The 25,908-nt window shown below is 48.8% G+C and carries 25 protein-coding genes; 7 read left to right on the top strand and 18 right to left on the bottom strand.

Annotated features, from left to right (window positions below; genetic code table 11):
• Positions 1-3: 3 nt before the first annotated feature.
• Both OEV79_00390 and OEV79_00385 read left to right on the top strand, forming a co-directional pair.
• Entirely contained in the window at positions 4-309 is a 306-nt protein-coding gene (locus OEV79_00390; protein MDH4209897.1) for a hypothetical protein, read from the top strand.
• A 121-nt stretch (positions 310-430) separates the two neighbouring features.
• Entirely contained in the window at positions 431-1,333 is a 903-nt protein-coding gene (locus OEV79_00385; GenBank protein MDH4209896.1) for a putative Ig domain-containing protein, read from the top strand.
• 86 nt (positions 1,334-1,419) lie between these two features.
• On the opposite strand, the gene OEV79_00380 is transcribed toward OEV79_00385, so the two are convergent.
• The 8 genes from OEV79_00380 to OEV79_00345 form a co-directional block, all read right to left on the bottom strand.
• On the bottom strand, positions 1,420-1,626 hold the full coding sequence (locus OEV79_00380) for a YfhL family 4Fe-4S dicluster ferredoxin (GenBank protein ID MDH4209895.1): 207 nt from the start codon (positions 1,624-1,626) through the stop codon (positions 1,420-1,422).
• 97 nt (positions 1,627-1,723) lie between these two features.
• Positions 1,724-2,401 (bottom strand): 16S rRNA (guanine(527)-N(7))-methyltransferase RsmG, encoded by a 678-nt coding sequence (gene rsmG / locus OEV79_00375; protein ID MDH4209894.1) that lies wholly within the window; start codon positions 2,399-2,401, stop codon positions 1,724-1,726.
• Positions 2,379-3,104 (bottom strand): nucleoside triphosphate pyrophosphohydrolase, encoded by a 726-nt coding sequence (mazG, locus tag OEV79_00370; GenBank protein MDH4209893.1) that lies wholly within the window; start codon positions 3,102-3,104, stop codon positions 2,379-2,381. The genes rsmG and mazG overlap by 23 nt, the downstream gene beginning before the upstream one ends.
• 32 nt (positions 3,105-3,136) lie before the next feature.
• A complete protein-coding gene (gene ricT, locus OEV79_00365; protein MDH4209892.1) occupies positions 3,137-3,805 on the bottom strand; it encodes a regulatory iron-sulfur-containing complex subunit RicT in 669 nt (222 codons plus the stop codon).
• Positions 3,802-4,110, bottom strand: coding sequence for a septum formation initiator family protein (locus OEV79_00360; GenBank protein ID MDH4209891.1), 309 nt, complete (start codon positions 4,108-4,110; stop codon positions 3,802-3,804). The genes ricT and OEV79_00360 overlap by 4 nt, the downstream gene beginning before the upstream one ends.
• A 117-nt stretch (positions 4,111-4,227) precedes the next feature.
• Entirely contained in the window at positions 4,228-5,658 is a 1,431-nt protein-coding gene (locus tag OEV79_00355) for an MFS transporter (protein MDH4209890.1), read from the bottom strand.
• 571 nt (positions 5,659-6,229) lie between these two features.
• Complete coding sequence (locus tag OEV79_00350; protein ID MDH4209889.1) at positions 6,230-10,927, bottom strand: T9SS type A sorting domain-containing protein; 4,698 nt, start codon at positions 10,925-10,927, stop codon at positions 6,230-6,232.
• Positions 10,928-11,576: 649 nt separating this feature from the next.
• On the bottom strand, positions 11,577-12,035 hold the full coding sequence (locus OEV79_00345) for a hypothetical protein (protein MDH4209888.1): 459 nt from the start codon (positions 12,033-12,035) through the stop codon (positions 11,577-11,579).
• A 124-nt stretch (positions 12,036-12,159) separates the two neighbouring features.
• On the opposite strand from OEV79_00345, the gene OEV79_00340 reads away from it, so the two are divergent.
• The gene (locus OEV79_00340; GenBank protein MDH4209887.1) at positions 12,160-13,545 is read left to right on the top strand and encodes an MATE family efflux transporter; all 1,386 of its coding nucleotides are present in this window, start codon (positions 12,160-12,162) and stop codon (positions 13,543-13,545) included.
• A 52-nt stretch (positions 13,546-13,597) separates the two neighbouring features.
• On the opposite strand, the gene OEV79_00335 is transcribed toward OEV79_00340, so the two are convergent.
• Entirely contained in the window at positions 13,598-15,274 is a 1,677-nt protein-coding gene (locus OEV79_00335; GenBank protein MDH4209886.1) for a DUF885 domain-containing protein, read from the bottom strand.
• A 118-nt stretch (positions 15,275-15,392) separates the two neighbouring features.
• Positions 15,393-15,836 (bottom strand): hypothetical protein, encoded by a 444-nt coding sequence (locus OEV79_00330; GenBank protein MDH4209885.1) that lies wholly within the window; start codon positions 15,834-15,836, stop codon positions 15,393-15,395.
• 205 nt (positions 15,837-16,041) lie between these two features.
• On the opposite strand from OEV79_00330, the gene OEV79_00325 reads away from it, so the two are divergent.
• A complete protein-coding gene (locus tag OEV79_00325) occupies positions 16,042-16,659 on the top strand; it encodes a hypothetical protein (protein MDH4209884.1) in 618 nt (205 codons plus the stop codon).
• A 34-nt stretch (positions 16,660-16,693) separates the two neighbouring features.
• On the opposite strand, the gene OEV79_00320 is transcribed toward OEV79_00325, so the two are convergent.
• From OEV79_00320 to OEV79_00305, 4 genes are all read right to left on the bottom strand, one after another.
• Positions 16,694-17,527 carry a DUF4097 family beta strand repeat-containing protein gene (locus OEV79_00320; GenBank protein MDH4209883.1) on the bottom strand — a complete coding sequence of 278 codons (834 nt, stop codon included), beginning with the start codon at positions 17,525-17,527 and terminating at the stop codon, positions 16,694-16,696.
• A 152-nt stretch (positions 17,528-17,679) separates the two neighbouring features.
• Positions 17,680-18,255, bottom strand: coding sequence for a methyltransferase domain-containing protein (locus OEV79_00315; protein MDH4209882.1), 576 nt, complete (start codon positions 18,253-18,255; stop codon positions 17,680-17,682).
• 37 nt (positions 18,256-18,292) lie between these two features.
• Positions 18,293-18,493: a DUF2892 domain-containing protein gene (locus tag OEV79_00310; GenBank protein ID MDH4209881.1), complete on the bottom strand. Its 201-nt coding sequence runs from the start codon at positions 18,491-18,493 to the stop codon at positions 18,293-18,295.
• 53 nt (positions 18,494-18,546) lie between these two features.
• Positions 18,547-19,125, bottom strand: coding sequence for a rubrerythrin family protein (locus OEV79_00305; GenBank protein ID MDH4209880.1), 579 nt, complete (start codon positions 19,123-19,125; stop codon positions 18,547-18,549).
• Between the two features lie 216 nt (positions 19,126-19,341).
• Here OEV79_00305 and OEV79_00300 point away from each other — a divergent pair, with 216 nt between their 5' ends.
• Both OEV79_00300 and OEV79_00295 read left to right on the top strand, forming a co-directional pair.
• Positions 19,342-19,509, top strand: coding sequence for a hypothetical protein (locus OEV79_00300; protein ID MDH4209879.1), 168 nt, complete (start codon positions 19,342-19,344; stop codon positions 19,507-19,509).
• Entirely contained in the window at positions 19,506-20,042 is a 537-nt protein-coding gene (locus OEV79_00295; protein ID MDH4209878.1) for a 2'-5' RNA ligase family protein, read from the top strand. Before OEV79_00300 ends, OEV79_00295 begins: the two co-directional genes overlap by 4 nt.
• 18 nt (positions 20,043-20,060) lie before the next feature.
• On the opposite strand, the gene OEV79_00290 is transcribed toward OEV79_00295, so the two are convergent.
• Entirely contained in the window at positions 20,061-21,467 is a 1,407-nt protein-coding gene (locus tag OEV79_00290; protein ID MDH4209877.1) for an amidophosphoribosyltransferase, read from the bottom strand.
• A 171-nt stretch (positions 21,468-21,638) separates the two neighbouring features.
• Complete coding sequence (locus OEV79_00285; protein ID MDH4209876.1) at positions 21,639-22,568, bottom strand: Ig-like domain-containing protein; 930 nt, start codon at positions 22,566-22,568, stop codon at positions 21,639-21,641.
• A 176-nt stretch (positions 22,569-22,744) separates the two neighbouring features.
• On the opposite strand from OEV79_00285, the gene OEV79_00280 reads away from it, so the two are divergent.
• Positions 22,745-24,364, top strand: a complete 1,620-nt coding sequence (locus OEV79_00280; GenBank protein MDH4209875.1) for a DUF885 domain-containing protein — start codon at positions 22,745-22,747, stop codon at positions 24,362-24,364.
• 26 nt (positions 24,365-24,390) lie between these two features.
• Here OEV79_00280 and OEV79_00275 read toward each other — a convergent pair whose 3' ends face one another.
• Together OEV79_00275 and OEV79_00270 are read right to left on the bottom strand one after the other, a co-directional pair.
• Complete coding sequence (locus OEV79_00275; protein MDH4209874.1) at positions 24,391-24,906, bottom strand: zinc ribbon domain-containing protein; 516 nt, start codon at positions 24,904-24,906, stop codon at positions 24,391-24,393.
• A 15-nt stretch (positions 24,907-24,921) separates the two neighbouring features.
• Complete coding sequence (locus OEV79_00270) at positions 24,922-25,905, bottom strand: dihydroorotate dehydrogenase-like protein (GenBank protein ID MDH4209873.1); 984 nt, start codon at positions 25,903-25,905, stop codon at positions 24,922-24,924.
• Positions 25,906-25,908 lie beyond the last annotated feature (3 nt).

The following is a 25,908-nucleotide window of genomic DNA, read 5'->3' as shown; positions in this document are numbered from 1 at the left end:
ATGATGAAAGCAATAATACTACTCCTACTGACATTTTCTCTCTGCCTGTTTGCAGAAGAGACTTTTCTAGGTATGGTCCATAGCATCGAAGGCGATTCACTCGTTCTGGTCGATGGTCTCAGGGTCTACGTTCAGAATGCCCGTGCATCGCTGGTATACAAGAATATGCCCAAAGATGCACAGAACATCTCCTTTCCTTTTACGGCCTCCCTCATTAGTGACAGGAAAAGCCGGGTAGGAGCCAGGACCTATGTCAGGGTTGAACGCTTGTACGAAGTGAAAAAAGGCAGACTAATCGCGAAAGAATAGGATTATGTATTCGCAGAGGGTCAGGACGTTTAATGATGTCCTGACCCTCTATCGAACGCATGCACAAACACAGATTGACTTGCCTGATAAATTGCCTATACTCTTATAGTGGAGGTGAAAATTGAATAGAAACACCATCGCATTCTGGCTAGTTATCGTGCTGCTCGTCACCACGTGCGGCGGCAAGAAAGAGGAAGGAACCATTTCATCCAACGATGCACCGGTACTGCAGAGCGTGACCCTCCTTCCGTTGAATCCAAACGTTCGTTCGGAAATAACCGCACGGATTCTTGCCTCGGACAAGGATGGCGATCCGATCACCTATCTCGTAAAATGGTTCGTCAACGAAGATGAGATCGGTGAAGGTATGTCTTTCACCTACCCCGATATCAAGAAGGGAGATAAGATATTTGCCGAGGTTACGCCATACGACGGAAAGACATACGGAAAGACCATGCGGTCTGGTGAAGTGACCATTGGTGGTATGGCGCCAAGGATCGTCTCGGTATCGGTCATGCCTGAGATGGTATACGTAACAACACCCCAGATCACGCTCAACGCCCTCTTCGAAGATGCTGATCAGGATGAAATAGATCTGGTCGTTCATTGGCTGGTAAACGATGAAGTGTTACCCAACACCTCTAATGTTCTCCAACTCAGCTCTCTCGGGCTTAAGAAGAATGACGTGATAACAGGTGCCGCCTTTGCCGATGACGGCGATGACCGGTCCGAACCCTTCCCTTTTGAGATCACCATTGCCAATTCTCCACCCGCCTTCAAGATGAAGATCGACTCGGTAAAATGCGCCACTGACAGCGTTTATTACGCACTCCCAATATTCGATCCCGACGGAGACCCCCTCTCCTTTGAACTCCTGGACGCACCTTCTGGCATTATGATCGATAAGGAAAATGGTGTCATATATGGAACTGCCGGTCAAACAGAGGTTTTTGAGGTGTTTGTGCGCGCCACTGATGCCGAAGGCGCTTACTTGGATGCACAATTCACTTTGGCGGCAAAATAGATAAAACGTCTTAGCCCAGTATTTTTTCAAAAAAAATGCGGTCGGTTTTTCCGACCGCATTACGCATTTAATCCCGAAATATGGATTTATTTCTTTGGATGATCCGGATCAGGAACGCATGCATCTACCGGACAGACCGCAGCACACTGAGGCTCATCAAAGTGACCTTCACACTCTACGCATTTGTCAAAGTCGATGACGTAAATCGGATCGCCAGCCGCAATCGCCTGAACCGGGCACTCCGGCTCGCATAGCCCACATGCAGTGCACTCATCATTAATTTTGTATGCCATGTTGCCTCCTTATTTACTCCACGGAGTATATTCATTTATACCAGGCTGTCAAGAGAGTACCACTCCGACGAGAACGCTGAATATCTCTATCGATATTTCAACACGGCTTGTTCAATATCACCAGAGCGAGCGGCAGACCCTCCACGGGTGTCGATACGGTGATCACCTTGGCCGTATAACCCTTCTTTTTCATCACGGTCTCAGCTTGCCGAAGCTCCGTATTAACATGCTGCGATTTGTAGAAGATCGCTTCGCCTCCCGGAACAAGTAACTTGTCAACCAACCTCAGCAATTTTGCGACCTTCCCAACCGCCCTGAACAGCATCAGGTCAAATCCCTCACCCGAATATTCCTCTGCTCGTTCATTCCTTATCTCGACTCCCTCAAGGCGAATTCCGTCCACCAAGAATCTCAGGAAGTCCGCTTTCTTGGCCACTGATTCAAAGATCACCAGATCGATCGCGGGCAGTAATGCTTTCAGGGGGATAGAAGGAAATCCGGCACCTGCGCCGACATCACATACCCGGCGATGATTCCTCACATACTGCAAGGCAGCCAATGACGGTAGAAAGTGCCTCCTGCTTATGCGTTCGTAATCCCTGTGAGAGAGGAGGTGCAACTTACCGTGATAGGAATAAAGGATCCTAACGTAATCCGTAAAGCGGGCGATCACGTCAGCATCGAAATCTATACCGAGCTGCACAAGACCGGTTCTGAGTTCGTCTACTTCGCGCTCTATATTCTCTGACTGGCTATTCTTGTCTTTTGATCTCATCCCATATCGCGTCCATCTCTTCAAGACCGACGCTATCGATGTCACGGCCCCTACTCTTCAATTCTTTCAGGACCCTCCTGAACCGTCTGACAAATTTCTTGTTGGCGTTCCTCAAGGCATCCTCGGGATCGATGTTCAGATGGCGTGCCAGGTTCACACAGGCAAATAAGAGATCACCCATTTCCTCGTGGCGCTCAGATCCCTGGCCCTTATCGATCTCACTGAGTTCTTCGCGAACCTTACCAAGAGGCCCTGCGTGTGTGGGCCAGTCAAAACCGAGCCTTGCTGCCCTTTCCTGGATCACCTTCGCCGCCAGAAGAGCCGGAAGGATTTCAGGTATTCCTGCGAAGATATCTTCCTTACTCTTGTGCCAGAATTCCAGGACCGCATTTTCGTCTTTGAGTTCCTTTTCTTCAAACACATGCGGATGTTTGGCACGGTATTTTTTTATCGTCGACTCGATGAGTTGATCAAAATCTACCTTACCATCCTCCTCCAGAATGCGAGCAAGAAACATGGCAAGGAACATGACATCGCCGATCTCCTCCATGATCGCGGCAAGATCGTCTTCAGAGATCGCTTCGACGAGTTCGTAGGATTCCTCGATCACTTTCCCTTTTAAGGATTGAAGGGTCTGAGACCGATCCCATGGGCACTTTTCCCGCAGGGTCTTAACAAGACGAAACAGATCATCTGTCTTCATAGCGACTTTGGGGGTTCGGGCTCGACGCAGGTCTATTCTTCTTCATCGACCTGCATCGTGCGACTGAGGTTTCTCTCCTGAAAATCGGTATAGAAATTTTCTTCGAAATTCAAGCAGCAGAGCAGTTTGCCGCATACACCGGAAATTTTACTCGGGGAGACATAGAGTTTCTGCTCTCTCGCCATTCGCAGGGAGATAGATTTCAATTCATTCAAGAATGCTGAACAGCAAAGATTCCGGCCGCATGGACCGATCCCGCCGAAGAGCTTGGAGTAGTCGCGAACGCCTATCTGCTTGATAACTACACGCTTGTTCAATTTCTGGGAAATGTGCCGGTGCAACCGGCGGAATTCCAGTCTCTTCTCGGCCGTGAAATAGAACATTACCCGCTCTTCGTCAAACTGGCAATGACAATATACCGGCTTCATCGCCACGCCGAAGTCATCTACGGCCTTCTTGAATTCAATCAGGCAGAAATCTTCATACTCCTGCAGTTCACACTGCTTCTGCAGGTCCTCATGGGTAACCCCCCGCAAAATCTCCCCGTACACGCTCCCCGTTTCATCTTTCTGCAGCGCGACCACTTTGCCGATATCGATACCTTCTTTGCTCTTCAGTAAGACGAATTCGCCTGCTGCGCAGCCGGTCTCGCTGCGGCAGGATTCAAGACGAAAAGGCGTAATAAGTAATTGATAAATCATTTCTTGCGTATTAGATAGACCTTCTCACCTTTCTTGATCATTCCCAGGTCTTCCCTGGCCTTTGTTTCAATTAGACCGCCTTTCTTGTATTCATCGATCCTTTGTTTCAAAACATCATTCTCGGCACGGAGTATTATTCGCTGTCTATTCATGCTATTCTCTTCGAAGATCGCATCAGCAAATCGATAAATCCTTCTGCCCAAATACAATAACGGGACCGCAAGAACAGCAGCAAAAATTAATAGCCTGAATCGCTTCGATGTCTGCTTAGTCTGCTTGCGACGTCGCTTCATGCCTGTATACAAATTAAATTATACGGATAATCATATATTTGTCAATAAACACAAAATTCCCACTTGCCAGAATGGATAATAAGATCGTTGATGTTCGAATGACAGACGACTGAAGTCAACTGTAATTGGTCAGCGGCGATTCTCGCTGCCAGAGTAGTTGCCGCCGTTGCGGACGATGAGTCCGACGAACTGAGCAATACGCACCTTTGCCGACTGCCTCAGATAATACATGAGAGCGCCAAATGGCTGGCCCCTTGGTTCCTCCACCCAGCTCAAGGGAACATGAGCGGTCCAGCGCAACAATCCGGTGAGCCCGAACAAAACCTGTTCAGGGTGTAGATACAAACCCAGTATCTCCATGGACCTTGGTAGAAAGAAGCCGGACAGTAGCATTGTGATTATCATCGCAGTTCCGGAAAAAGCACCAAGAATCCCCGAATAGATCTGTCGCCTATCACTCGGGGCGATCGCCAGGACAAAATTCATGGCAACGATGTTGGTCCCCGACCACATGATGCCCGATGTCATCGCCTCCAGGTACAATATCCAGGTATTGTTCACATTGACGAATAACCATACCAGCGGGTTGATGCCACCTAATATAATCGCGATGCGCATGGCCGCTTTGTTACCGAACCGATCGATGATCATACCCCATGGCCGCAATGCGAGAATCGATGCGATCGCACTGATCGTACCATAGACCTGGATATTGACCAAAGACATGTGCAATTTCTGTATCATGAAAGGCTGCCAGAACGGAGACCCGATACCCAGTGCAAGCATCCACCACAAACTGTATATCAGGAATTTACGGAAGTTGCGGTCACGCATCGGTTTTATTAACATCGCGGCTATGTGTTCTTTTTTTATTTTACTTGGACGTTCTGGCTGACGCTTCAGGAATGTCAAACCAAGGAATCCAAATATCGCAGCGATCACAAATACAAAAATAAATACATATTCGAAATGCCCGGCAGAAAAAATGCCTGCATTGGTTATACTAAACAACCTTTCGATCAAACCCACCGTCTTTGGATCGAATACGTCAACGAAAGCACCGAGCACGTAGCCGATCAGTAAACCTCCGATCATAAAATAGCGGGAGCGCCACGAGAAAAAACGTCCCCTTACACGGTCCGGCACCATATCCGAGATCCAGGCTATCCAGGCATTCGTACCCATGGCATGTAGAGAAGTGCTCAGTGAAAGCAGCAGTAGGAAAACCCAGATGGCAATGTAGCGGGGAAAAAAGAAAGGCAGGACCCCATACACCAGGGCGAGCGCCCGTCCCGCGGTCGCCAGTTTGACGATTATCTTCTTCCGGGATGTTCCTCTTCTGGTAATCAGGATGCCAAAAGGTTGGAAAACCAGTGATAGTTGACCGATGGCCGCGAGCAGTCCCAGATGGTATGGTAGGGCTCCGAGCAAGAGGGCGAATCGTGTAACAAAGGCACTACCCGCACTCGCCAGGGCAATATAGATCTGAGTATACACACCTTCGGTGACAGAGAATTTTACTGTATGGCGGAGTTCGGATGACTTACCAGCATTAGACATGAATCATCAAAGATAGACACTTTTACAGCGATGTCAAGATTGATGACTGCCTATGAAGGTCGAAGAAATCTAATACCGTTAATTGCGTTAATTTCGTTACTACCGTTAAAAACTAAGTGCTCCGTGGCGCGTACTTCGGTTCTGCACTTCTCGACAAGCTCGAAGAATACCGAAATCATTACTGTTCGAGTAAGTTTCGTTAGAAACGCATCGAGAACAAAAAGCATTCACCTCACGACGGTTTCAAACTCAATAATTTCGTTAATCTCGTTAGGTTCGCTAATATCGTTACTACGTTAAAAACTAAATGCTCCGTGGCGCGTACTTCGGTTCTGCACTTCTCGACAAGATCAAACAGTAATTGACTATTACTCTTCGAGCGAACGAAGTGAGTCGAGAAGGAATTCGAAAGGCTAAGGCCTTACGACGATGCTGAATGACCTCGTGAAGGAGATCGATATTGAATATGTTCAACGATAATAACGGGAATAGCGATAGTAACGAGATTAACGAACACAACGAAAAAAAAGGGGCGGCCTCAGCCGCCCCTTTTGCCTGCAGATCTTAATGATTACCGGACGTGGATGATCTTCTTCGTTTCCTTCAGTTCTTCGGTCGTTATCCGCATGAAGTAGACACCCTCGGCAAGACGGCGGCCAAGATTATCAGTACCCTGCCAGTTCACAACATGATAACCCGGTGCCTTGATCTCATCGACCAGTGTCTTGACCCGCTGTCCGGCCGCATTGTAAACCGATATGTTCACATGCATGCTCTGCGGCACGCCGTACTCGACCCGTGTCAACTGGCTGAAAGGATTAGGGCGATTCTGATTGAGGAACACGTGGTCGGGGATCATTCCAACAAAGTTATTCTCGTTGATACCGGTAACCGTGAATGAATAGTAACCGGTCAACGGATCCTGACCAGTGTTCACGAACCACGACGCATCCTGACAGAACAGATAGAACTCGATCAGCGTGTAACTCGGATAACTCTGTATCGTATAGTAGTAGGTATTACCTGATATGCTGTCGCTGGTGACGTAAGCGAAGGTACCACCATCGGCGCGATAGGCGAGCGTATCATAATCCAGTCCGCTCCAGTCAGTGATATCGGTCGACACCACCCACGGCCCGGCGACCAGCGTATCAAATGTCGTGTTCGCGTAGACCGGCGCAGTGAAATCAACCTCGACCGCAACTTCGTTGGAGTAGTACGACATGGTGTCGGGTGCCGTATAGTTCGCCTTCACCACATAGTAGTACTCGTTTTCGCTCACCAGCATGCTGTCAATAAACGAACTCATCGTACTGGTGCCTATCGAAGTGTACGGTCCACCCTGTGTCGTACTGCGTTCGACCTCGAAATTCGATATGCCCAGAATCCGCTCCAGCAATGTCTGCACCGCGGCAGCATCGAGCGGCTCCAGCACCACTTCAGTCACCCGCTCACTCACCGCTCGCTCGGTACCGATCTTGGTCTGACCCGCACTGAACGACCGCACTACACTGTTCGAAACACGGCGTGAAACAATACCTTCGGTAGTCGGCGGAATGTAACTGACGACCGCGGTCGTGAAGAAATCATATCCGCTCGGCAGCCATCCACTACCTTCATTATATTTGCTACGCGTCGTGTTCGCTTCGGCATCACAGAGTATCCAAGGCGTGTTGTCACCCAGCCACTGGTACCCGATATGGAAATCACCATCGACAACGATGTCCTCACCCGAAAGATCGAATACCTCGGCATTAGGATATATCTGGGTGTTTATTAGGGTATCCACATACAACGGTGTACCCGGATATCCAGAACCATCATCTGCCCAGACATAGAAGGCAAAGGTATCCTGCTGCTGGTAGAAGGTGATCGAAGCCGCTTCCAATTTACAGGGTGTATGCTGCGGCGTGAATTGGGTCGCAACCATATCACCGGCATCGGACGACCAGTAGTAGGCAATTGCTCCATGATAAGAGAGCTCCTCACCCGGCGGCAACCATTCGAGCAGCACCGTAGTATCGGCCTGGAGCTCAACCTCAAGATCGGTCGGTGCCATCGGTGAGAGAACCCAGAAACGCTCAGTAGTGCTGGCCGAGCTGTTCATAAGCGCATCTACTGCACCCACATAGTACTCAACCACTGTACCCGGCGCCTGCGTCGGCATCTGATACGTGAAGGTATCACCTACCACACTCACGTGCCCGACCGCCGTCACCCCATCATCCACCACATAGTATAACGAATCGGCTGAGATACCGGATGCATCTGTGATAGTTGCGCTGACACCATAAGGACCAGGACTATAAGTATTGCCTTGCAGCGTAACCCACGCTATATCCGGACCCGTTGTATCCGCGGCAAAGTCAATGCGGAAATCATCGATATACCACCAGTACTCGTTGTATGCCCCATAATGGAAAGCGATCTTCACTTGCGATTGACCAGCAACCAGAGAAGTAATATCGAAGTTGTAGAAACCTGAATCATCCGCATTTGAGTACATCGTTATCAATTGCCAATTTGTCCCATTATCCGTGCTCAAGAGTACCCGACCCGAATCTGGACTGCTTGTTGAATAGTCGTTGTAGTAGTGCCAGTAGGCCAGCGAGTAGTTACCCCCTGCGCTGCAGTCGAATCTGGGTGATATTAACCAGTCATCCTGGTCTTCGATCGGGCTGTAGTAGATCCGCGCCACGTTACTACCGTGCGTCGAGTATAAATACCGGTGCCAGTCATTGTTATCCACGATATTCGGCGTTTGCGAGCCGCCGTCGACGATCTGCCAGCCGCAGAACGGTGGATTCGTTGAATTAGACCAATCCTCATCAAAGTCTTTGAAGTAGGGCGGCACATTAGAGAACGGACAAACCGTGAAGGAAATACTCGTCGTATCGTTGGATGGATCCTGGTCACCCGGGAGTTTTGTGCCTGCCCAGAGCGTGACATCGCCCGAACCGGAGGGCACGAATTTCGTAGAGAAGGTGAAATCCTCGGTCTGGCCGATCATCATTGACCCGGTCCATGTTTCAGTCGTCGTGTCCGCGCCACCCGTCGTATAGAATACCGGTATCGACGTCAAGACATTAAGACCATAGTTTCTGATCGTTGCCACAACCTCGAGACTGTCGCCAGCGATCACCGGCGCAGGCATCGGCGCAATCGCCATGACGCCCGCATCGGTCATTGCCGCGGTCGCCGTCGTCGCATAGAACCTTGCTGAATCTATGTACATGTAATTGCCGTAGTCACTCCAGGCAAGGAAGCCTACGTAGAGATCCGTGTTAGCGGCAAAATCACCGATCTCGACATCAAACACGCGCCATGAGTTTATCGTATCCACGCGGTCAAAACCAGCAACCGTCGTCCACGTAACATCGTCAAAGGAATACTGGACAAAGATAGAATCATGATTAGTCGCGTCGCCAGTATCGCCGTACATGTAGAAATGTAGTTTTATCTTTTTCGGTGTCGGTCCGATATTGAACGGATGGCTCCTGAGACGTGCCATTGAACCATCAGCCGCGCTGTAACTACGATATCCAGCAACCGCATAACCCTCGAGCACACCAGCAGAAGGATATGTGGGATTGTCGTACCTTGCCCAGTTATACGTACCAACGAGTATGGTCGCAGTCCAATCCTGTGGCGGGAAATTGATCGCGTTGAAGCCCGAGGCAACCTTGGTGCTCTCGTCGTAGACTTCGATATGGCAGAAGGTTGTATCGTTGGCTGCATACGCGTCGCCGGTCAGGTTTGTGAACACATAGAGTGTATCCCAGCCCAGGGAGGTCATGGTTACCGGTATTTTCACCGAATCGATCGTGCCGGAAGCAAGCGTCCCCGTATAGGTCACGCTGCCGGTCGCGGGGCTTGTCTGGAACCGGTATCCTACACTGAAGCCCGACTGTGACGCCGATCCTGAGTTAAAGATACCTACCGTGATCGTATCCTGCAGATTGACGATCGATGTCGGATTATGCATCACCACCCATGAGGCACCGACATCATTCACAAAGTCGTACTGCTCGACTTCCACGATCGTGCCGTACCCGGTGAGGACGAATTCCTCGTTCATGCTCCGGAACCGGTTTATGTCACCGATCGCAACACCGTACTGCGTCTGACTGGCCACCGGTTTGGGCAGCGTACTCACCCACCCTGAACCGTCAGCCGCGATCCAGAACGCCGCCGGGTATTGCGTCGTGCTTGCTCCGGTAACAACAACCTCATTCCCCGGGTGATCCGTAATAATATCCCCGATGTCGATACTATTGTATGAACCGATCGAGGTCGACTGCCACTGCCATGCCCTTCCCTGCCAGGCAGCGCCGTCCCAGTTCCACACCGATATCTGGTACGTGCTCGAACTATGCACCCCGACGATTTCACTCCCGGCAAGATTACCGTCGACATCACCCGCATCAATACCATAGACGGTCGAGGCAAGACCGGTGGCGACCGTTGACGTATCCCACGATGCGCCGTTCCAGTATGCCATGCCAATCGCCGAAGTACCCGAGACATAAAACTCGTTGCCTGTCAGGTCCGGACGTATGTCCGCGATCACCACATCACGGGGGTAAGTTGGTTGGCTGAATATTATCCTCGTAGTGTCCCATGCTGTACCGGTCCAGACCGCGTGCATCACCGCGTAGCCTCCGGTCGAAGAGTATATCGGCACCAGCAATTCATTGGCATTCCCGTTGTTATTCGCATCGCCGATCGTAAGACCATAAACTGCCGCATTCACCGCGAAAGAATCCTGAGGCGCCCATGCCGCACCGTTCCACTCGAACCAAATTACTTTGTACGGACTGGCCGCCATCGCAGCGACAATATCAGTGTATGCATCGCCGTCAATATCACCGACTGTAACCGGGTGGGGCGTACCGGCAGAGAACTGATAGGGCTCTTCAATCCGGAACTTCTCTTTGCCGAAACCGGTCGATGTAGTATCCGTGGCAATGACCAGGTTACGCGTGCCGCCCGACTGCACCGTTATCACACGAAGCGTGTCATCGGTTGCGCCCTTAAAGTATTTGCCGATCGCAACCTTCCTCGTCAGGTTGGCGCTTGAACCGGCATAGACACGGTTCGTATCCCAAACCGGATTTGGCGCCTCTATGAATGTTTCATGATACTTGACTTGGTATATCGGTATGGTGTTCAAGAATTCCTGCGTATTCTCTTCTACATCAGCCGGCCCGGCCATCAGGATGCATGCGGTAAGGATTATTGCTGCAATAGCCTTTTTCTGGCTAAACATCCTATCCTCCTTTGTGAGTTGTTAGTACAAATTTTTTTCTATCTCCGACCTCACACGAGATCAGAGAGACCGGGAAGCAAAACCAATACTCTCTTCCCAGCCGAATTCTACTGTTCTATGGCACCTCCATGTAAGGATCATTTTCTCATCTATCTAACGATTGCAGACTGATGAGTAATTCCGCACAGACAAGTCACACCAAGAGCACAGAAGTCATTAACGCTTGGCAGACATTAGACATTTCTCCCAAACAATAACCAGATAATTCACTTGGGGACGGATTATAGTATAGAGACACTGTTTGTCAATAGTCAATGAATCGATCGATAGAAGCAATACGGGCATACCCGCAAACCCTTTACTGTAAAGCGTCTCAGGTCAGCGCCTCCCGCTTATCCCTCAAGCCAGCAGGGCAGATATCTCGGCCCCTGCATGGAATTCCTTGCCACGGTACGCAGCTCACCGCAACAAGGCCTGATACCCAAGATCATATCATGAGCATCCATGTTCCCCTTTGTGCGCAGTAGTCAATCTGTCATAATCGGGGACACATTGCATATCAAATCATTGAAGGTAATCATACTTCACCGTACAGCGGCCGAACACTACGAATACTAAAAAAATGAAGAAATGTTTTGTCAGTAAACGCCTAATCTAATGCGGCGCTCCCCAATTTAACGCTACGCACCGAGCTGGCAATAACATAGACTCGCTCGTTGTTGCTCTGGGGATCGACCGGGATAATAAAAAACCCTTTGCGATTTTTACTGTAACCGAGACTGATCCCGCACATCACCTCGCCATCGTTGAACTCGATCTTTATCTTGATCCCACGGAGGTTGGTTGTATCGACTTCATCGAACCGCTTCTTCTCCTTGTAATTTACATTACCTGCCAGGGTTTTCACAAAGAATATCGCCTTCAAGTCTGGACAGACAACTTCATAAATTTCCCCCTTATCATGCTCCAGTTCAGAGGTTATATGGAAAGTCTCTTTTACCGGGTTGAAATCATGCGTGTACCCTTTGAGCAACCGTCCATCCCTGAAGCGAGCAACAATACGATTTCTTTCGGTAGTCACCCCATCCATCATACAAACCTCCTTCAATGCAAAGAATATTCATTTTCTTGCCTATGTCAACACGGCAGGCGTATGCGAATTAACTCACCAAACGATTTTGTTGACACTTCAGAATATTCCCCTATAATACGATTTCCACTATATCACAGCAATGACTAACACAGACAATCAGCTACGGCAAACCGAAGGCGTGAAAACCTTGCTCGGCAACCCCAAGAAAGCCATTATTAAACTCTCCATCCCGATGATCGTCGCAATGTCGGTGCAGACCATCTACAGTTTCGTGGACGCTATATGGGTATCTGGCCTCGGGCCGGACGCCCTTTCAGCAGTCGGATTCTTCTTCCCGTTCTTCTTCATGATAATAGCATTGGCGACCGGACTCGGCGTCGGCGGCGCTGCCGCTGTTTCCCGGCGAATAGGAGCTCAGGACAAACCCGGCGCCGACAGTGTGGCGGCGCACTCGATGGTATTACTGCTCGTCACTTCAATATCCGTTACCCTTCCTTTCTACTTACTCACTGGAGATATCTTCATACGCATGGGCGCCGGCAGGGTCGCACCGCTGGCAACCGCCTACGCTCAAGTGATGTTCCTCGGCACGGTCATCATCTTTTTCGCCCATGTTGCCAGTGCTCTACTCCGGGCCGAGGGTGATGTGCGACGAGCGATGTACGCCATGATAGGCGGCGCAGGTCTGAATATCATACTCGACCCGATATTCATCTACACGCTGCGTCTGGGCGTGGCCGGTGCAGCCTGGGCATCGATCATCTCTATGGCAATATCCTCATCGCTACTATTCTACTGGGTATGCATCAAACAGGATACATACATAGCGATCAGATTAAAAGGGTTTCGCTTCAAGAGAAATGTTTTGTATGATATACTGCGTGTGGGATTGCCATCATCGATAATGCAGATCACCATGTCCTTCTCAGTTTTACTTCTTAACCTGATCGCGGTCAGGGTCGCCGGAACCGACGGGGTAGCGGTCTTCACGACCGGTTGGCGCGTAGCAATGTTCGCTTCGCTCCCGCTCCTCGGCATGGCAACCGCCGTAGTATCCGTAACCGGTGCGGCATTCGGCGCCCGCGAGTATGGTAAACTCGACATTGTCCATACATACGCACTCAAAACCGGGATCATCATCGAGATGTTTGTAGCATCGCTCACTTTCATCTTCGCCGTGCCAATTACTTCGCTGTTCACGATGAGCGAAGAAGCGGCGCGCATATCTCACGATCTAATTGTCTTTCTAAGAACGATGTGCATATATTACCCGGCCACCGCCCTGGGCATTCTTTCTTCCGCAGTCTTCCAGGGGATCGGGAAGGGTCTATATTCTCTTGTCGTCACCATGGTGCGAACCATTATCCTGGTCGCACCGCTGGCATACCTGCTGTCGGTACAAATGAATTTTAGACTACCGGGCATCTGGTGGGGGATCGTTACCGGTAATACGATCGGCGGCATCATTGCTTATACCTGGGCCCGTTACACAATAAGAAGAATTAAAGAGAACAACAATCAGTAAGCAATCAGAAAGAGAAGAAGCAGGCGAACCGAATGCGGCGCGCGGATCTAAGCTAAATGCCTCCCAGCATAAGTATTCTGTGCAACTCAAGCGGGATCGATCCATGGCTCAGCAGCTCGTCGTGGAAGTTCTTCAAGTCAAAATCATCACCCCGCAATTCCTTGCACTCTTCGATGAGATCAATAATCAGCAATTTACCAACGAGATAACTCGATGGCTGTATCGGGTTACTGATATATCGCTTCACCTCCCGGGCGTAATAGGCCTCGCTGCCGCCGAAAGTTTCAGCTAGGAAGCGCAAGGCATCTTCATAACTGAAAACACCGGTCTGTAGACTAACATCGACGATGATACGTGCCGCACGGTACCTCACTCCCTCCAGGGCGTTGATGAGTGCACCGATCGTATCTTCATAAAGACCGCTTGTCGCCATAATCTCTTCGCAGTAAAGCGCCCAGCCTTCAACAAAGAAATACGTACGAAATCCCCTGCGCACGATCGAAGGATGATTATTCGCGATTGACAGCTGAAGATGATGACCCGGATATGCCTCATGAACAGCCGCGCCGCGGAACCAGCGATTGTATATGTAGTTGTAGAAGTATTCTGCATCCGCCAGTTCAAATCTTCTTGGAAGGCGTGGGTTGTAGAAATAACTCTTTCGGGATTTGTCAAAGGGACCGGGCGGCATCATTGCAGCGCCCGGAACCAGCCCCGCAAGAAAACCTGGGGTCTCGACGATCTCTATCTCACCAACAAATTCCGGTATCGTCACCATTTCCGACCCGGTCACGAAATCGCGCAGCCGGCTCAATTCCATTATGCGATATTCGACAACAGAGTGTGGACCGAAATCGGAAGGCAAGACGACCTTCTCCTGGCGTGCTGGTTTGAGGATACGATCCAGGCTGTCAATCATTGAGGCGGTCAATTCGAGATAGTACTCACCGATCTTCAGTATGCTGTCCGCGGTCATGTCGACCAGATGTACATTACGCAATTTATAGTTATAGTTGTCCTCACCAAGGATGAACATCCCATGCGGGTTTTGATTCTGCTCAAGCCAGTAGGCAAAGGACATCATCGACGCGACCGCCTGCAGCTTTGCCTGCTGTAATTTGAGTCTCTCTTCCTGTACGAGTGAATCCTTGTAGTATTCAAATATCTCCTCAATGAACTTCTCACCCTCAGTCAACTGATTGATTGCCGCGTCGCACAAGACGTAAGATGGTTTTTTCAGATTTTGCCTGGCGACTTCAAGGAATTTCGGTATCTGATCGAGACGGGCAGTGACGGCAACCATCTTGCCCCTCACAGATTCGGCGTGCCTGATCATGATCGTGTAAACACCATTAATGCATGCCTGCGAATACAACAGAGGGTCGTTGTCATAGATTTTGCTTTTTTCGAGGTCGAATATTTCATCGCAGAGAGAAGCTCTAAGCAGGTGGTAGTCCACCCGTTCATCGATCGAAAGAACCAGAGTATCCAGTTCATCGAGTTTCTCTCGAAGTGTTTTGAACCTATTCAGCCTAAAATTCAACTCCTTTCTGGAATAATCCGGCATACGGCTGTCATATTTGTGGATGCCTAAATTTGTTGAGCCAATTGGATGAAAACTCCATATTTCTTCCATGATCTCTGTTGCCAGCGGCTCAAGATCTGAGGAAACACTCATGGAGATAAGACAGAGAAATAGTGTTATAGCAGCTATTGAAGAAATTTTCATGTATTGATATTAAGCTGGAGACTGTGCTATGTCAAGTGTAAACAGTAGATTGCTATATGAGATCGACCGGGCAGATCTAAAAAGCACACGGTCTTTGGATTTTTGTTGTCAGGTTATATTAGCTCTCGGCAGCGGCGCCGACGCGCACGTCACGAAGTCTGTGTGTAACCACGTAGATACGTTCGTTATTACTGCTCGGGTCAACCGGTATGACGAAAAACCCTTTACGTGCTCTGCTGTACCCAAAGCTCGTCCCACGGATCACTTCACCATCAGGGAACTCCACCCTGACCTTCAACCCTCTGAGCCCGACCGCATCAACATCACTGAAACTTTTCTTCTCGATGTAATCCTTATTACCTTTGAGTGATTTCACGAAGAATACGGCTTTGAGCTCCGAACAATTGACTTCGTAAACATTACCCCTATCTGACTCCTCCTCCGAAATCAGATGGAACTTCTCTCTAAGTGGGGTAAAATCGTGCGTGTAGCCCCTAAGCAACCTGTTGTCCTTAAAATGCAAAACTATACGGTTCCTCACAAACTCAGGAATCTCTTCCATCTGGCCTCCTTTACAGAATAGTGCACCGATGCTGCCTGGATAGCACGATTAAGTAATTATATGAAACCGGCAGTCAGCGTCAAGGTGTGTAATATAGGCTTAATTCTCGTAATCGTCAATTTTTAATTTGCGTATCATCCACGGAATTTTCAGCCACAACCCCGGACTATTGACTTGACAGATATGCATCGTATAATTGCTGCATATGGATAAATTCGTGCTGGTGACCGGCATCGTCGGGTTGATACTGCTCTCCTTGTCTTTGGTTTTGTTGATATATATGTTAGTAAATTTAATAAAGGGCAGAGCAAAGATCAAAAGATCTATTTACGGAATCTTGATCTTTGTGATCACATTTGCCTTTGCATCATCCCTGATATATCTCTCCCTTTTCCTGCAAACATTTGCCCGGTACACACACGAGGAAAAAATCGGCTGGGTATACACCGAATCTATCAGCGACAGCACAAGGATAACCTTTTATGATGAAAAAGAAAACCGCATGCATTTCTTCACGACAGCTGGCGAGCAGTGGATGGTAGAAGGTTATTTCTTGAGATGGGGCACTGTCTTGCGCTGGCTGGGCGCCGGCGCTTACTATCGGATCACGCGTCTTTCCGGCCGGTGGGATAATGCCGAGCCGAGGACTATCTCAATTTATCAAATGCATCCGGAAGAGGGCCTCTGGGAATTTCTCCTCAAAAATGCCGAAAGAATTCCGGGTGTTGATGCCGCTTACGGTATTGCGGCGTTTCAATACCCCAGTTCGGATACCTTTTATCTTTACATCAACGACACCGGCTTTATTCTAAGAAAACACTGATTCTTAACGCCCCGAGTACCAAGACAGAATCTCATCACTCGGCAAGTCTGTGGAACCTTATTTCACCATTCGAAGTGCTTACGTTTATCGATCTGCCTCCCTCGCCGATCTCGCCCACAAGGACAGACGAAGTCTGAGAAGTAGCCGTGAACCTTGATTGTAACTCAACATCCTTTATGTGTACTTTACCTATCGATGTTGCAGCCCTCAGGCCCGCGTTCAACTCATCACTGATATAAACTTGAATCGAACCATTGCTAGAGGAAATGTTTGTACCGTCTTCGGGCATATTGTAGATCTCGACACTAACCTCGCCATTTGAAGTATTTGCTTCGAGTACCGCAGTTGTTCTCTTGATCTCTATTTCACCGTTGGAAGTCTGCACGCTTACGGTTCCATTGACATCGGTCACGTAAATTTCCCCGTTGGAAGTCATCAACCTGGTATCACCGTTTGTGCCCTTGATTTCTATTTCGCCGTTTGAGGTCTTGATTTCCTGAACAACTACATCTTTAGGAACCTTGATGTCATATTTCACCGACACGCGGGCGTCCTTCTCCAGGTATTTTGTGCGGACTTTCATCATATCATCGACAACGACCTCGATGTCGACCTTTGCTAGCTCTTCCTCGCCGTGGCTGGTCTTCTTCTTTGCGTAGACCTCAACATAATCCTCGCCCCACTGGCTTATCTTAATGTCTCCGTTGGCATTATGAACCTGCAACTTCGTTCCCGAGGGAACCTCGTAGGTTTCGCGGAATTCTTCGGTTTTCTCGAAAAACCCGAATAAGGCATTCGGCACCATGATAGATACTGATGGATTCACAACTTGTGCCGTTATCAAAAGCGTGGCAATTACGCTCATCATATGACCTCCTTTCATAAATCCAAACTCAGATTGCCTTTGGAATTCTATATGCTGTTATACGCCTGCGGACGGAAAATGTTTCAGTCTAGGCAAATAAATCAACATTTATCCCTATTTTTCAACAAAATTGCCGGAACCTGATGAAAAAGTGTTCACTGATGAACGAGTATCAGGAGATAGCTGTAAGGACCAACATCGCGCGTCTTTTCCGCAACAAAATCATATCGTTTGAACATATCCTCTACTTCATGCGGAGCCAGTCTGATCGCCACCGGTGGTCCCGCGCTGCTAGCTGTTTTCTTAAAATCGACCACAACGACCCATCCGTGCTTCCTAACGATACGCGATATTTCGTGCATCACTCCGGGAATCTCCCCGTTCGCGGCAAAACCATGGAGGACATTGACCATAAGACATACATCAATGACGCTATCGCCCAGCGGAATGTGTTTTCTTGCATCCGCCACAAAAGCCGAAATATTGCATATTCCTTCGGATGATATTCTACCCCTCAGGATATTGATCGAAGGTTCATGGAGGTCGATTGCATAAACCGTTCCGGAATCGCCGATTATTCTGGATGCGGCAAGTGCAAATTGACCCTCACCGCATCCGACATCAAGAACGCTGTCCCCTTTTTTGAGCTGGGCAGCACAAAGTATTTTCTCCGGCTCAAGAAAATCCTTGCTCGATAATCCGCAATGTACGTGCTTCTGCGCATCATCCATAGCAGAGATACGGATTCAATGGATCGCAAGAGCGGTGCTATTTCTTCTTGGTCGAAACACCGAAGATCACATACAGGGGACAAAAGCCAAACATGCTGGTAACAAAAAAGATGATCGCGACAATACCCAATATGACAGCCAGAGCCCCTTTCAGTGCTCCAGCAACGAGCAGGATCACGATTACCAGGGTGATCAGCAACCTGATGATACGGTCTAACGAACCCATATTGAGTTTCATCTTAACCTCCCGTATTGTACAAAAGCGCGGAAAAATCACCGCCTGGAGCTAATTTAGAAATTTTCTGCAAGTACCTCGTAGTATGATTGCGGATGTTTGCAGGCTGGACACTCCTTAGGCGCTTCAGGGCCCTCGTGGATATACCCGCAGTTCCTGCAGTGCCATTTTACCGGCGTTTTCTTCTTGAACACTTCGCTATCCGCAATGTTGTTGATGAGTTTTCTGTAACGCGATTCATGGAACTTTTCGACTTTGGCGATCTGTTCGAAAGAAACTGCCACATCACTGAATCCTTCTTCCTTCGCGACTTTTGCAGAATCAGCATAGATCGACGACCATTCCATTTTCTCACCGGCAGCGGCTTCCTCGAGATTCGTCCTGGTGTCAGCAATGACACCGGCCGGATAACCGGCAGTGATCTCAACGTCACCACCTTCGAGATACTTGAAAAAAACCTTGGCATGCTCTTTTTCATTTTCGGCTGTTTCCAGGAATATCGCGCTGATCTGCTCGAACCCCTCTTTACGGGCCTTTGAAGCGAAGTAAGTGTACCGGTTCCTGGCTTGCGATTCACCGGCAAAAGCAGCCAGCAAATTCTTCTCGGTCTTTGTACCTTTTATTGATTTACCCATGTTAATACCTCCTTGATTTTTTATCTCGGGATTGTCTCATCAATAATCAAATCGTAGAAAAAAAACTCTATGACGCTCACTCAGAAATACTGAAGTGCCAACGTGTTATAATAATAGCCGATTTTTAGATACTGTCAATAACCTAAAAAGTATTCATATCATTATCCATCATAAACTATTGCTTCTATACTATCCATGTATTATATTCATACCGTTATGCCTGAGAAGAAGATAAAAATCCGCGTAAAGAGAACTATCAAACAGCGCTCACCACATGGACCAACCCGGGTCCACAGAGATAAATCAAAATACACGCGCAAGGGACGCAAGGCGAATGAAAAACGCAAGGAGCTCATCCGGGAGCAGCAGGTCGAGGACGAGTGAAAACAGGCAGGACAGAAGAAGTATTCTCACTTTGGCTCATGCCAGCGGGAGAAATCGCCGATCAGCTGCTTTCCCTGATCGTAAGATTAAGCCACGAACACTCAACCCAAAAATTCGAACCACACATTACATTGATTGGAGAACTTAGCCTCCCCAAAGCCACGGCCATAGCCATGACAAGAGAAATAGCTTTGCAGATAGAGCCTTTCGATGTCAAGCTCAATGAAGTCGAACATGATGACCGCTACTTCAGATGCGTTTTCATCAAAGCCGACAAGACACCGGAACTAATGCGAGCCAATTCAGTGGCGCGTGCGGTCTTTGGACAAGAGGAGAATGAAGAATACATGCCCCATCTGAGTCTGGTATATGGAAATTTCGATTCTCAGATGAGAAAGAGAGTCATCCGAAGCACAGGGAATAAGATGAAGATCGTATTCCCCGCACGGGAAATTTGTCTGTATTACACGGGTGGTAGACCGGCGGGTTGGTATTGCCTCTCAAGAATTCCGTGCGGTCGAAACAATCTGTAGATTATATGAGTTCTCAGTTCAGCTTATTGTCTTGCCGGTCCAGCAATATGTGCACAGGCTCTCGGCAGGCAGACCGGTCGCCGTCAGCATATCTTCAAGAGTCTGATACCTCAACGATGTGACGTTCAGATCCTTTTCCATTGCAGCTATCATCTTTTTGTATTCACGTGAATCAATATCGAGGTAGGGTTCAACATTGTCGATATGTTTCCCGTGGAATTGCTTTATGACCCGGCGCGCGAACAATTCATCGAGGTGGCGTGTTGAATATAGAAATTTGCAGGGAAACATCAAGGCCGGACAAGCAGGTCGAACATGCACCTCTTTTGCTCCGGCATTCCAAAGTTTCACAAGCAAATAATTTTTCAGTTGAGTACCACGCACAATTGAATCTTCGGTTACCACCATTCTCTGACCCTTTATGAGAACGTCAGCCGTGATCTGCTTCATCAGGGCAATAAGATCTCTGGTTTCCTGCGCGGGTGGTACATAGCTTCTCGCCCAGCCAGGAGTGTACTTAAGAAGGGGGATCTTAACCGGTACGCCCGACTCATGCGAATAACCGTGCGCGTATGCCGTTCCTGAATCAGCAATACCGGCAACGAAATCGACCTCGATGCTGTCGTTACTGGCGATTATCCTGCCAGATTTCTCTCTAAAATCTTCGACATTCTTACCTTCATATTCAGACGCGGGGAATCCTGCGTAGACGAACAAAAAAGTGCACAACTGCAGGACCTCATTCGGCTTTCTCAATCGGGTACATCCGTTGGTGTCCAGCAGGACAATCTCGCCGGAGCCCAGATCCCTCTCGGTTATGAAACCAAGGTTCTTATACGAACAAGTCTCGGTAGCAACAGCCCAGGCACCGTCTCTCTTTGCCACGACAAGGGGCGTGCGTCCGTATTTATCGCGAGCGGCATAAATGCCTTCCCTCCCCAACAGCAACAAAGACATGGACCCGTCGATCTGCTCATGCATGTATTCGATCCCCTCAACAAGAGTCTTGCCTTTGTTAATAATTTTTGCAGCGAGCTCTATCTGATTCACATTACCGCCAGGCATTTCGGAAAAGACAACTCCTTCTTCTATCAACGCGGCGGCCAACTCATCCTGGTTGTTTATGTAGCCGGTACCGCATAATGCATATTCTCCAAACTTCAATCTCATAATGAGCGGCTGTGTATCCCGGTCGCTGATCACGCCAACGCCTGCATTCCCTCGCATGTTGATAAAATCAATATCCTCGCTGAATCGAGACTTGAATTGAGCCCTCGCAATACTATGTATCTTTTTTACGAGTGTTGCGCCGTCGGAGATAGCAATACCGCCGAATGATGTACCTAGGTGTGAATGATAATCGGTTGCATAAAAAAGGTCATCCCGACAATCTGTATTTGAAATAATCCCGACAATGCCACTCACTGAGATACCCCCTTTCTAAGATTCCCTGCGTACGCTGAACCGTACGTGAATATCACGGTGTCTGTCCCTCTCATTTGAAACGACGACCGTAGTAATGTACAATATTATACCTGTGATATTCTAAGGGTCAAGTGGAAAGAGTGTGAAAGAAAGACAAAAAATTCGCAGCGGTTATTCATGCTGGAATACGCTCACATCATCATAGTATACTATGCCAGGGGCCCCGTATTCAGTGGCGATCGCGAACGTATCCGTCCACTCACGAGGAACAGCCGGAAGGTCAGAGACGATCTGTTCATCATCGAGCCACACACTCATGCTGAGTCCAACGTAATCCAGCGATACCCTCACCGAATACCAAGTATCACGCAGCCAAAGATGGCCGGTGCTGTCCTCGATCGCGCCGTGGGCATATATCAAACCGTCACTGTGCTCGAAGAGCACCCCGTTGTATATCATCCCGGACGTAGGATTGATAAGCGCGAAAAATCCAAACAGGGCACCAGCCGAGTCCTGGGACGGAACCATTACGTTCAATTCATAAGTGAGTTGCTGGATACCGGAGAGGTCAAGTTCAACTCCGTCGGTCCTCACCCAATCACCGAGCCCGCGCAGGCGAAAACTCTGCACTCCGCTGTACGAAACCTGATCATCGACGTAAGTGTGATTACTACCGGCGCCGGCCCATATTTCAAACCACCCGGCATAAGGATAGCTATTAGGAGAATACGCTTCAAAATCATCGGCGAAAATCATGTTCCCGTTGTAGACGAGAACGAGCACAGAATCAGAACATAGCTCATCACCCTTCCTGTCCTGGCCAATTGCATAAAGATAGTGAGATGAGCTGTCGGCATGAGCGAATGTGTTCCAACAACATACAAAAGGCGCCGCACGGCAGGTATCAATACATACATCATCCGCATAAAATACAACACTGACCGTATTATTACTCGTCTGGGCTTCGATCCTGACAATGCCGCTGACCTCGGCACCATCGACCGGCTGCGTAATAGCTACATCGAGGGTTTCCTCGCCACACTGCAGTATCAACAAGGATGAGAATACTACTGTTATTGCAGCATTTCTCATTAAGATCATTTCATCCCCTCCTGCATCATTATACCATGTAAATTCTACATGTCAGAAGGTCGTTGTCAACTGCAACACTTCAGCGAGAATCAACCTTGACAAATAATTGCCCGTGCATATTCTAATTTGTACATTGTTTGATCGCATGAGTAGCACGTTCATCGACGCACAACGCAGGAGGCAACATGTCAAGATTTGCTGATTTCGTTGAAGAGTATCTGGGGTTCAGCTGGAGAACATCACCGCTCAGCGCGACCTACGCCGGGATTCACAAGTACGACCATGAACTCGACAACGTTAAGTATGATTTCATTCGCGATATCAACGAACACAGAAAACGGTATCTCACCGAAATATCCAAAATCCCAAAACAGGAATTGACCGACGAAGAACAAATCGACTGGCAACTATTGAAAAACGAAATCGAATCCACAATAAAAGATTATGAAGAGATACAATTCTGGAAAACGCGCGCCGCAGTTTACCCGGAACTATGTGCGCATTCGATGTTCATCCTTTTCGTAAGAGAATTCGCACCGCTCGAGGAGCGCGCCTCGGCAATTGTTTCAAGGATGCGCGAGGTCCCACGGGTGCTGGAGGACGGCGCAAGAAATTTAGAGAATTGCCCGCAACTTTTCGTGAACCTGGGCATAGAAATGACAGACGGCTGCACTTCCTTCATTCAAGATCTCATGCCGAAACTCGGCGCGAACGTTCCCAAAATAAAACAGCAACTCGAAGCTGCAGGAAAAAAGGCCTTATCCGCGCTGCAGCAGTACCGCCAGTATTTGGAGAAGGAATTATTGAATAAATCAAAAGGAGATTTTGCCATCGGAAGCAAGCTCTTCGATTTCAAACTGAAAAACAACCACATGCTTTCTTATGACGCGCAGGCTATTCTCGAAATAGGGCAAGAAATAAAAGCAAGAACTGAAGAAACCCTTAGGCAGGCGGCGCTCCGAATAGATTCTGACAAAGAGTGGCACGAGGTCGTCAGCGACATAAAAAAAATGCACCCGCAGCCCTCGGAACTGCTTCAAACCTACAAAAAAGAGATGGAATCAGCCAGGGATTTTGTGCTGCATAATAACCTGATCACCATACCTGGTGATGAGCGCCTCGATGTCATACCAACGCCCTCGTTCAGCCGACCCATCATTCCGTACGCTGCATACATGAACCCGGCACAATTTGAAAAACAACAAACGGGTCATTTCTATGTTACCCTGATCGACGAGAAGCTTTCTCCAGAAGAAAAGGAAGAAATCCTCAGGGGTCATCCGAGTCTCGGGATACCCGTCATAGCCCTGCATGAAGGATATCCCGGACACCACCTGCAGCTCGTGATAGCCAATAAACTCAAGAACAGATTAAGGCGTCTGTTGGAAACCACAGTTTTCATCGAGGGATGGGCACTCTATTGCGAAGAAATGATGTACGAAGCAGGATTCTATTCTGACCCCCGTTCGAGGCTGCTGCAGCTAAAAGACCAATTATGGCGCGCATGTCGCGTCATCATCGACGTGGGGCTGCATACAAAGACGATGAGCTATCAGCAGGCCGTCGATCTGCTCGTCAATGATGCAAAACTGGAGCGCGTGCATGCTCAAAAGGAAGTAACGCGTTACACGTACACTCCGACCCAGCCCATGAGCTACCTGATAGGTAAGAAACAGATTGTTGAGTTAAGGGATGATTATCAGAAAAAACATGGCGATGACTTTAACTTGAAAGAATTCCACGATAAGTTGCTCGGTTTCGGCTCGATACCGGTGTGCCTGATCCGCAAAGCGCTTGGGTTGTAGCGAAGATCAGGAAGATCTCATACCGTTCAGAGGTGGAAAAATTCCTTGATGCTGTTCAGCATCTGGCGGAAAAATTCGATCGCCTCGGGATCTTTGACCGCTTGACTCCATATGTACTTCGCATAACCGGCCTGGGCAAGGGCGTAATAGCCCAGCGCAAATTGGCCGATCGCAATATATCCTGCTGCGAACTGACCGACGCCGAACAGACCAGTGATGGCGAACTGTGCAATTCCAGTTAGCCCAATAATGAACTGACCGAAACCGAAAAGCACTCCAACGCCGAACTGGGCAAATGTAACAAGGCCAATGCCAAACTGGCCGATCGCGATCACGCCTTTTGCTACACGGATCCTGTTATTCTTGTCGCGTCCGAAGGCAATGTGCACCAACGGATAGCCGTAAAACGTCCGTTCGGATTTCCACTCAAAACCTCGTCCACCCCACTTCCTTTTGGCTGGAAACGGCGCGCCACAGTGCGGGCAATTGATTGCCTCGCTACTTATCTCCTTATGACACTCGCGGCATCGCGTGAGCGGCATAGAAATACTCCGGTATTACTCGATCCCGACGAGCGATTTAACGTATTGAAGCCGCTCGTAAAGTTCGGGCATCTCGCTCTCTTTTTGACTTAGCCTTCCTCGAAACTGCGATACGGATTCGAACTGGTGCTTCTTCATCCAGGATTCCAGGTTGCTGAGGATATTTGCGAGATGTCCGATCCCATGTTTGTAAAGGGTGGAGCAAATCTGAACGGTCGTTGCGCCAGCAAGCAGCTGTTTGACAACGCCTGCAGCATCATGCACGCCCGTGGTAGCGGAGAGATCGCAATCAATACGACCGGCAAGCAATGTGATCCAGCGCAGCGACAAGGTTATTTCTTCCGGTGTACTGAAATGGTATCCCGGAACCAACGTGAGCTTGTCAACGTTGATATCGAGTTGATAGAACCTGTTGAAGAGCACAAGCGCTGAAGCTCCCCTGCTGCAGAGTTGTCTGCCGACACTGGCGAGCGAGGTGAAATAGGGACCGATCTTAACGGCGATTGGTATGTTCACGTTCTTCTTAACACCTTCCAGGATGTCATAGTATAGTTTCTCGATCTCATTACTACTGTGCTGCGGGTCGCTCGGCAGGATAGCCGTGTTAAGCTCAATGCCATCGGCGCCCGAAGTCTCAAGCCTCTTGGCATAGTCTGTCCACCATTCCGGCGTAATACAGTTAAGGCTGGCGATCACGGGGATCGAAACGGCTTTTTTCGCCCTCTCCACAAGATTGAGATAGTCTTGTTCACCCATTTGGATTCCTATCTGTCTTACATAATCATATGCCTCGGTGTGTCCTGCGAGCCACACGTGTTTCTGAATCTCCTTCGTGTCCGCCTCGATCTGCTCTTCAAACAGTGACTTGAGCACCACCGCTCCGGCCCCGGCATCAGCACAACGCTGAACGCCTTCCACGGAATTCACCAAACTGCAACTCGCAACGATCAGTGGATTTCGTAATTCAATTCCCATGTAACTTGTTTTCAAATCTGCCATTAA

It is taken from the genome of candidate division WOR-3 bacterium (assembly GCA_029858255.1).
Lineage (GTDB): Bacteria > Hydrothermota > Tepidihabitantia > SM23-42 > SM23-42 > SM23-42.
This window is presented reverse-complemented; position numbering and strand designations above follow the sequence as displayed.

Bases quoted from the DNA above. Each gene is read 5' to 3' on its own strand.
- OEV79_00280 (MDH4209875.1), top strand. From the start codon at position 22,745: ATGTCAAGATTTGCTGATTTCGTTGAAGAGTATCTGGGGTTCAGCTGG.
- ricT (MDH4209892.1), bottom strand. From the start codon at position 3,805: ATGATTTATCAATTACTTATTACGCCTTTTCGTCTTGAATCCTGCCGC.
- OEV79_00325 (MDH4209884.1), top strand. From the start codon at position 16,042: ATGGATAAATTCGTGCTGGTGACCGGCATCGTCGGGTTGATACTGCTC.
- OEV79_00390 (MDH4209897.1), top strand. From the start codon at position 4: ATGAAAGCAATAATACTACTCCTACTGACATTTTCTCTCTGCCTGTTT.
- OEV79_00270 (MDH4209873.1), bottom strand. From the start codon at position 25,905: ATGGCAGATTTGAAAACAAGTTACATGGGAATTGAATTACGAAATCCA.
- OEV79_00320 (MDH4209883.1), bottom strand. From the start codon at position 17,527: ATGATGAGCGTAATTGCCACGCTTTTGATAACGGCACAAGTTGTGAAT.
- OEV79_00275 (MDH4209874.1), bottom strand. From the start codon at position 24,906: ATGCCGCTCACGCGATGCCGCGAGTGTCATAAGGAGATAAGTAGCGAG.
- OEV79_00330 (MDH4209885.1), bottom strand. From the start codon at position 15,836: ATGGAAGAGATTCCTGAGTTTGTGAGGAACCGTATAGTTTTGCATTTT.
- OEV79_00305 (MDH4209880.1), bottom strand. From the start codon at position 19,125: ATGGGTAAATCAATAAAAGGTACAAAGACCGAGAAGAATTTGCTGGCT.
- OEV79_00350 (MDH4209889.1), bottom strand. From the start codon at position 10,927: ATGTTTAGCCAGAAAAAGGCTATTGCAGCAATAATCCTTACCGCATGC.
- OEV79_00315 (MDH4209882.1), bottom strand. From the start codon at position 18,255: ATGGATGATGCGCAGAAGCACGTACATTGCGGATTATCGAGCAAGGAT.
- OEV79_00285 (MDH4209876.1), bottom strand. From the start codon at position 22,568: ATGATCTTAATGAGAAATGCTGCAATAACAGTAGTATTCTCATCCTTG.
- OEV79_00340 (MDH4209887.1), top strand. From the start codon at position 12,160: ATGACTAACACAGACAATCAGCTACGGCAAACCGAAGGCGTGAAAACC.
- OEV79_00380 (MDH4209895.1), bottom strand. From the start codon at position 1,626: ATGGCATACAAAATTAATGATGAGTGCACTGCATGTGGGCTATGCGAG.
- OEV79_00355 (MDH4209890.1), bottom strand. From the start codon at position 5,658: ATGTCTAATGCTGGTAAGTCATCCGAACTCCGCCATACAGTAAAATTC.
- OEV79_00310 (MDH4209881.1), bottom strand. From the start codon at position 18,493: ATGAAACTCAATATGGGTTCGTTAGACCGTATCATCAGGTTGCTGATC.
- mazG (MDH4209893.1), bottom strand. From the start codon at position 3,104: ATGAAGACAGATGATCTGTTTCGTCTTGTTAAGACCCTGCGGGAAAAG.
- OEV79_00335 (MDH4209886.1), bottom strand. From the start codon at position 15,274: ATGAAAATTTCTTCAATAGCTGCTATAACACTATTTCTCTGTCTTATC.
- OEV79_00300 (MDH4209879.1), top strand. From the start codon at position 19,342: ATGCCTGAGAAGAAGATAAAAATCCGCGTAAAGAGAACTATCAAACAG.
- rsmG (MDH4209894.1), bottom strand. From the start codon at position 2,401: ATGAGATCAAAAGACAAGAATAGCCAGTCAGAGAATATAGAGCGCGAA.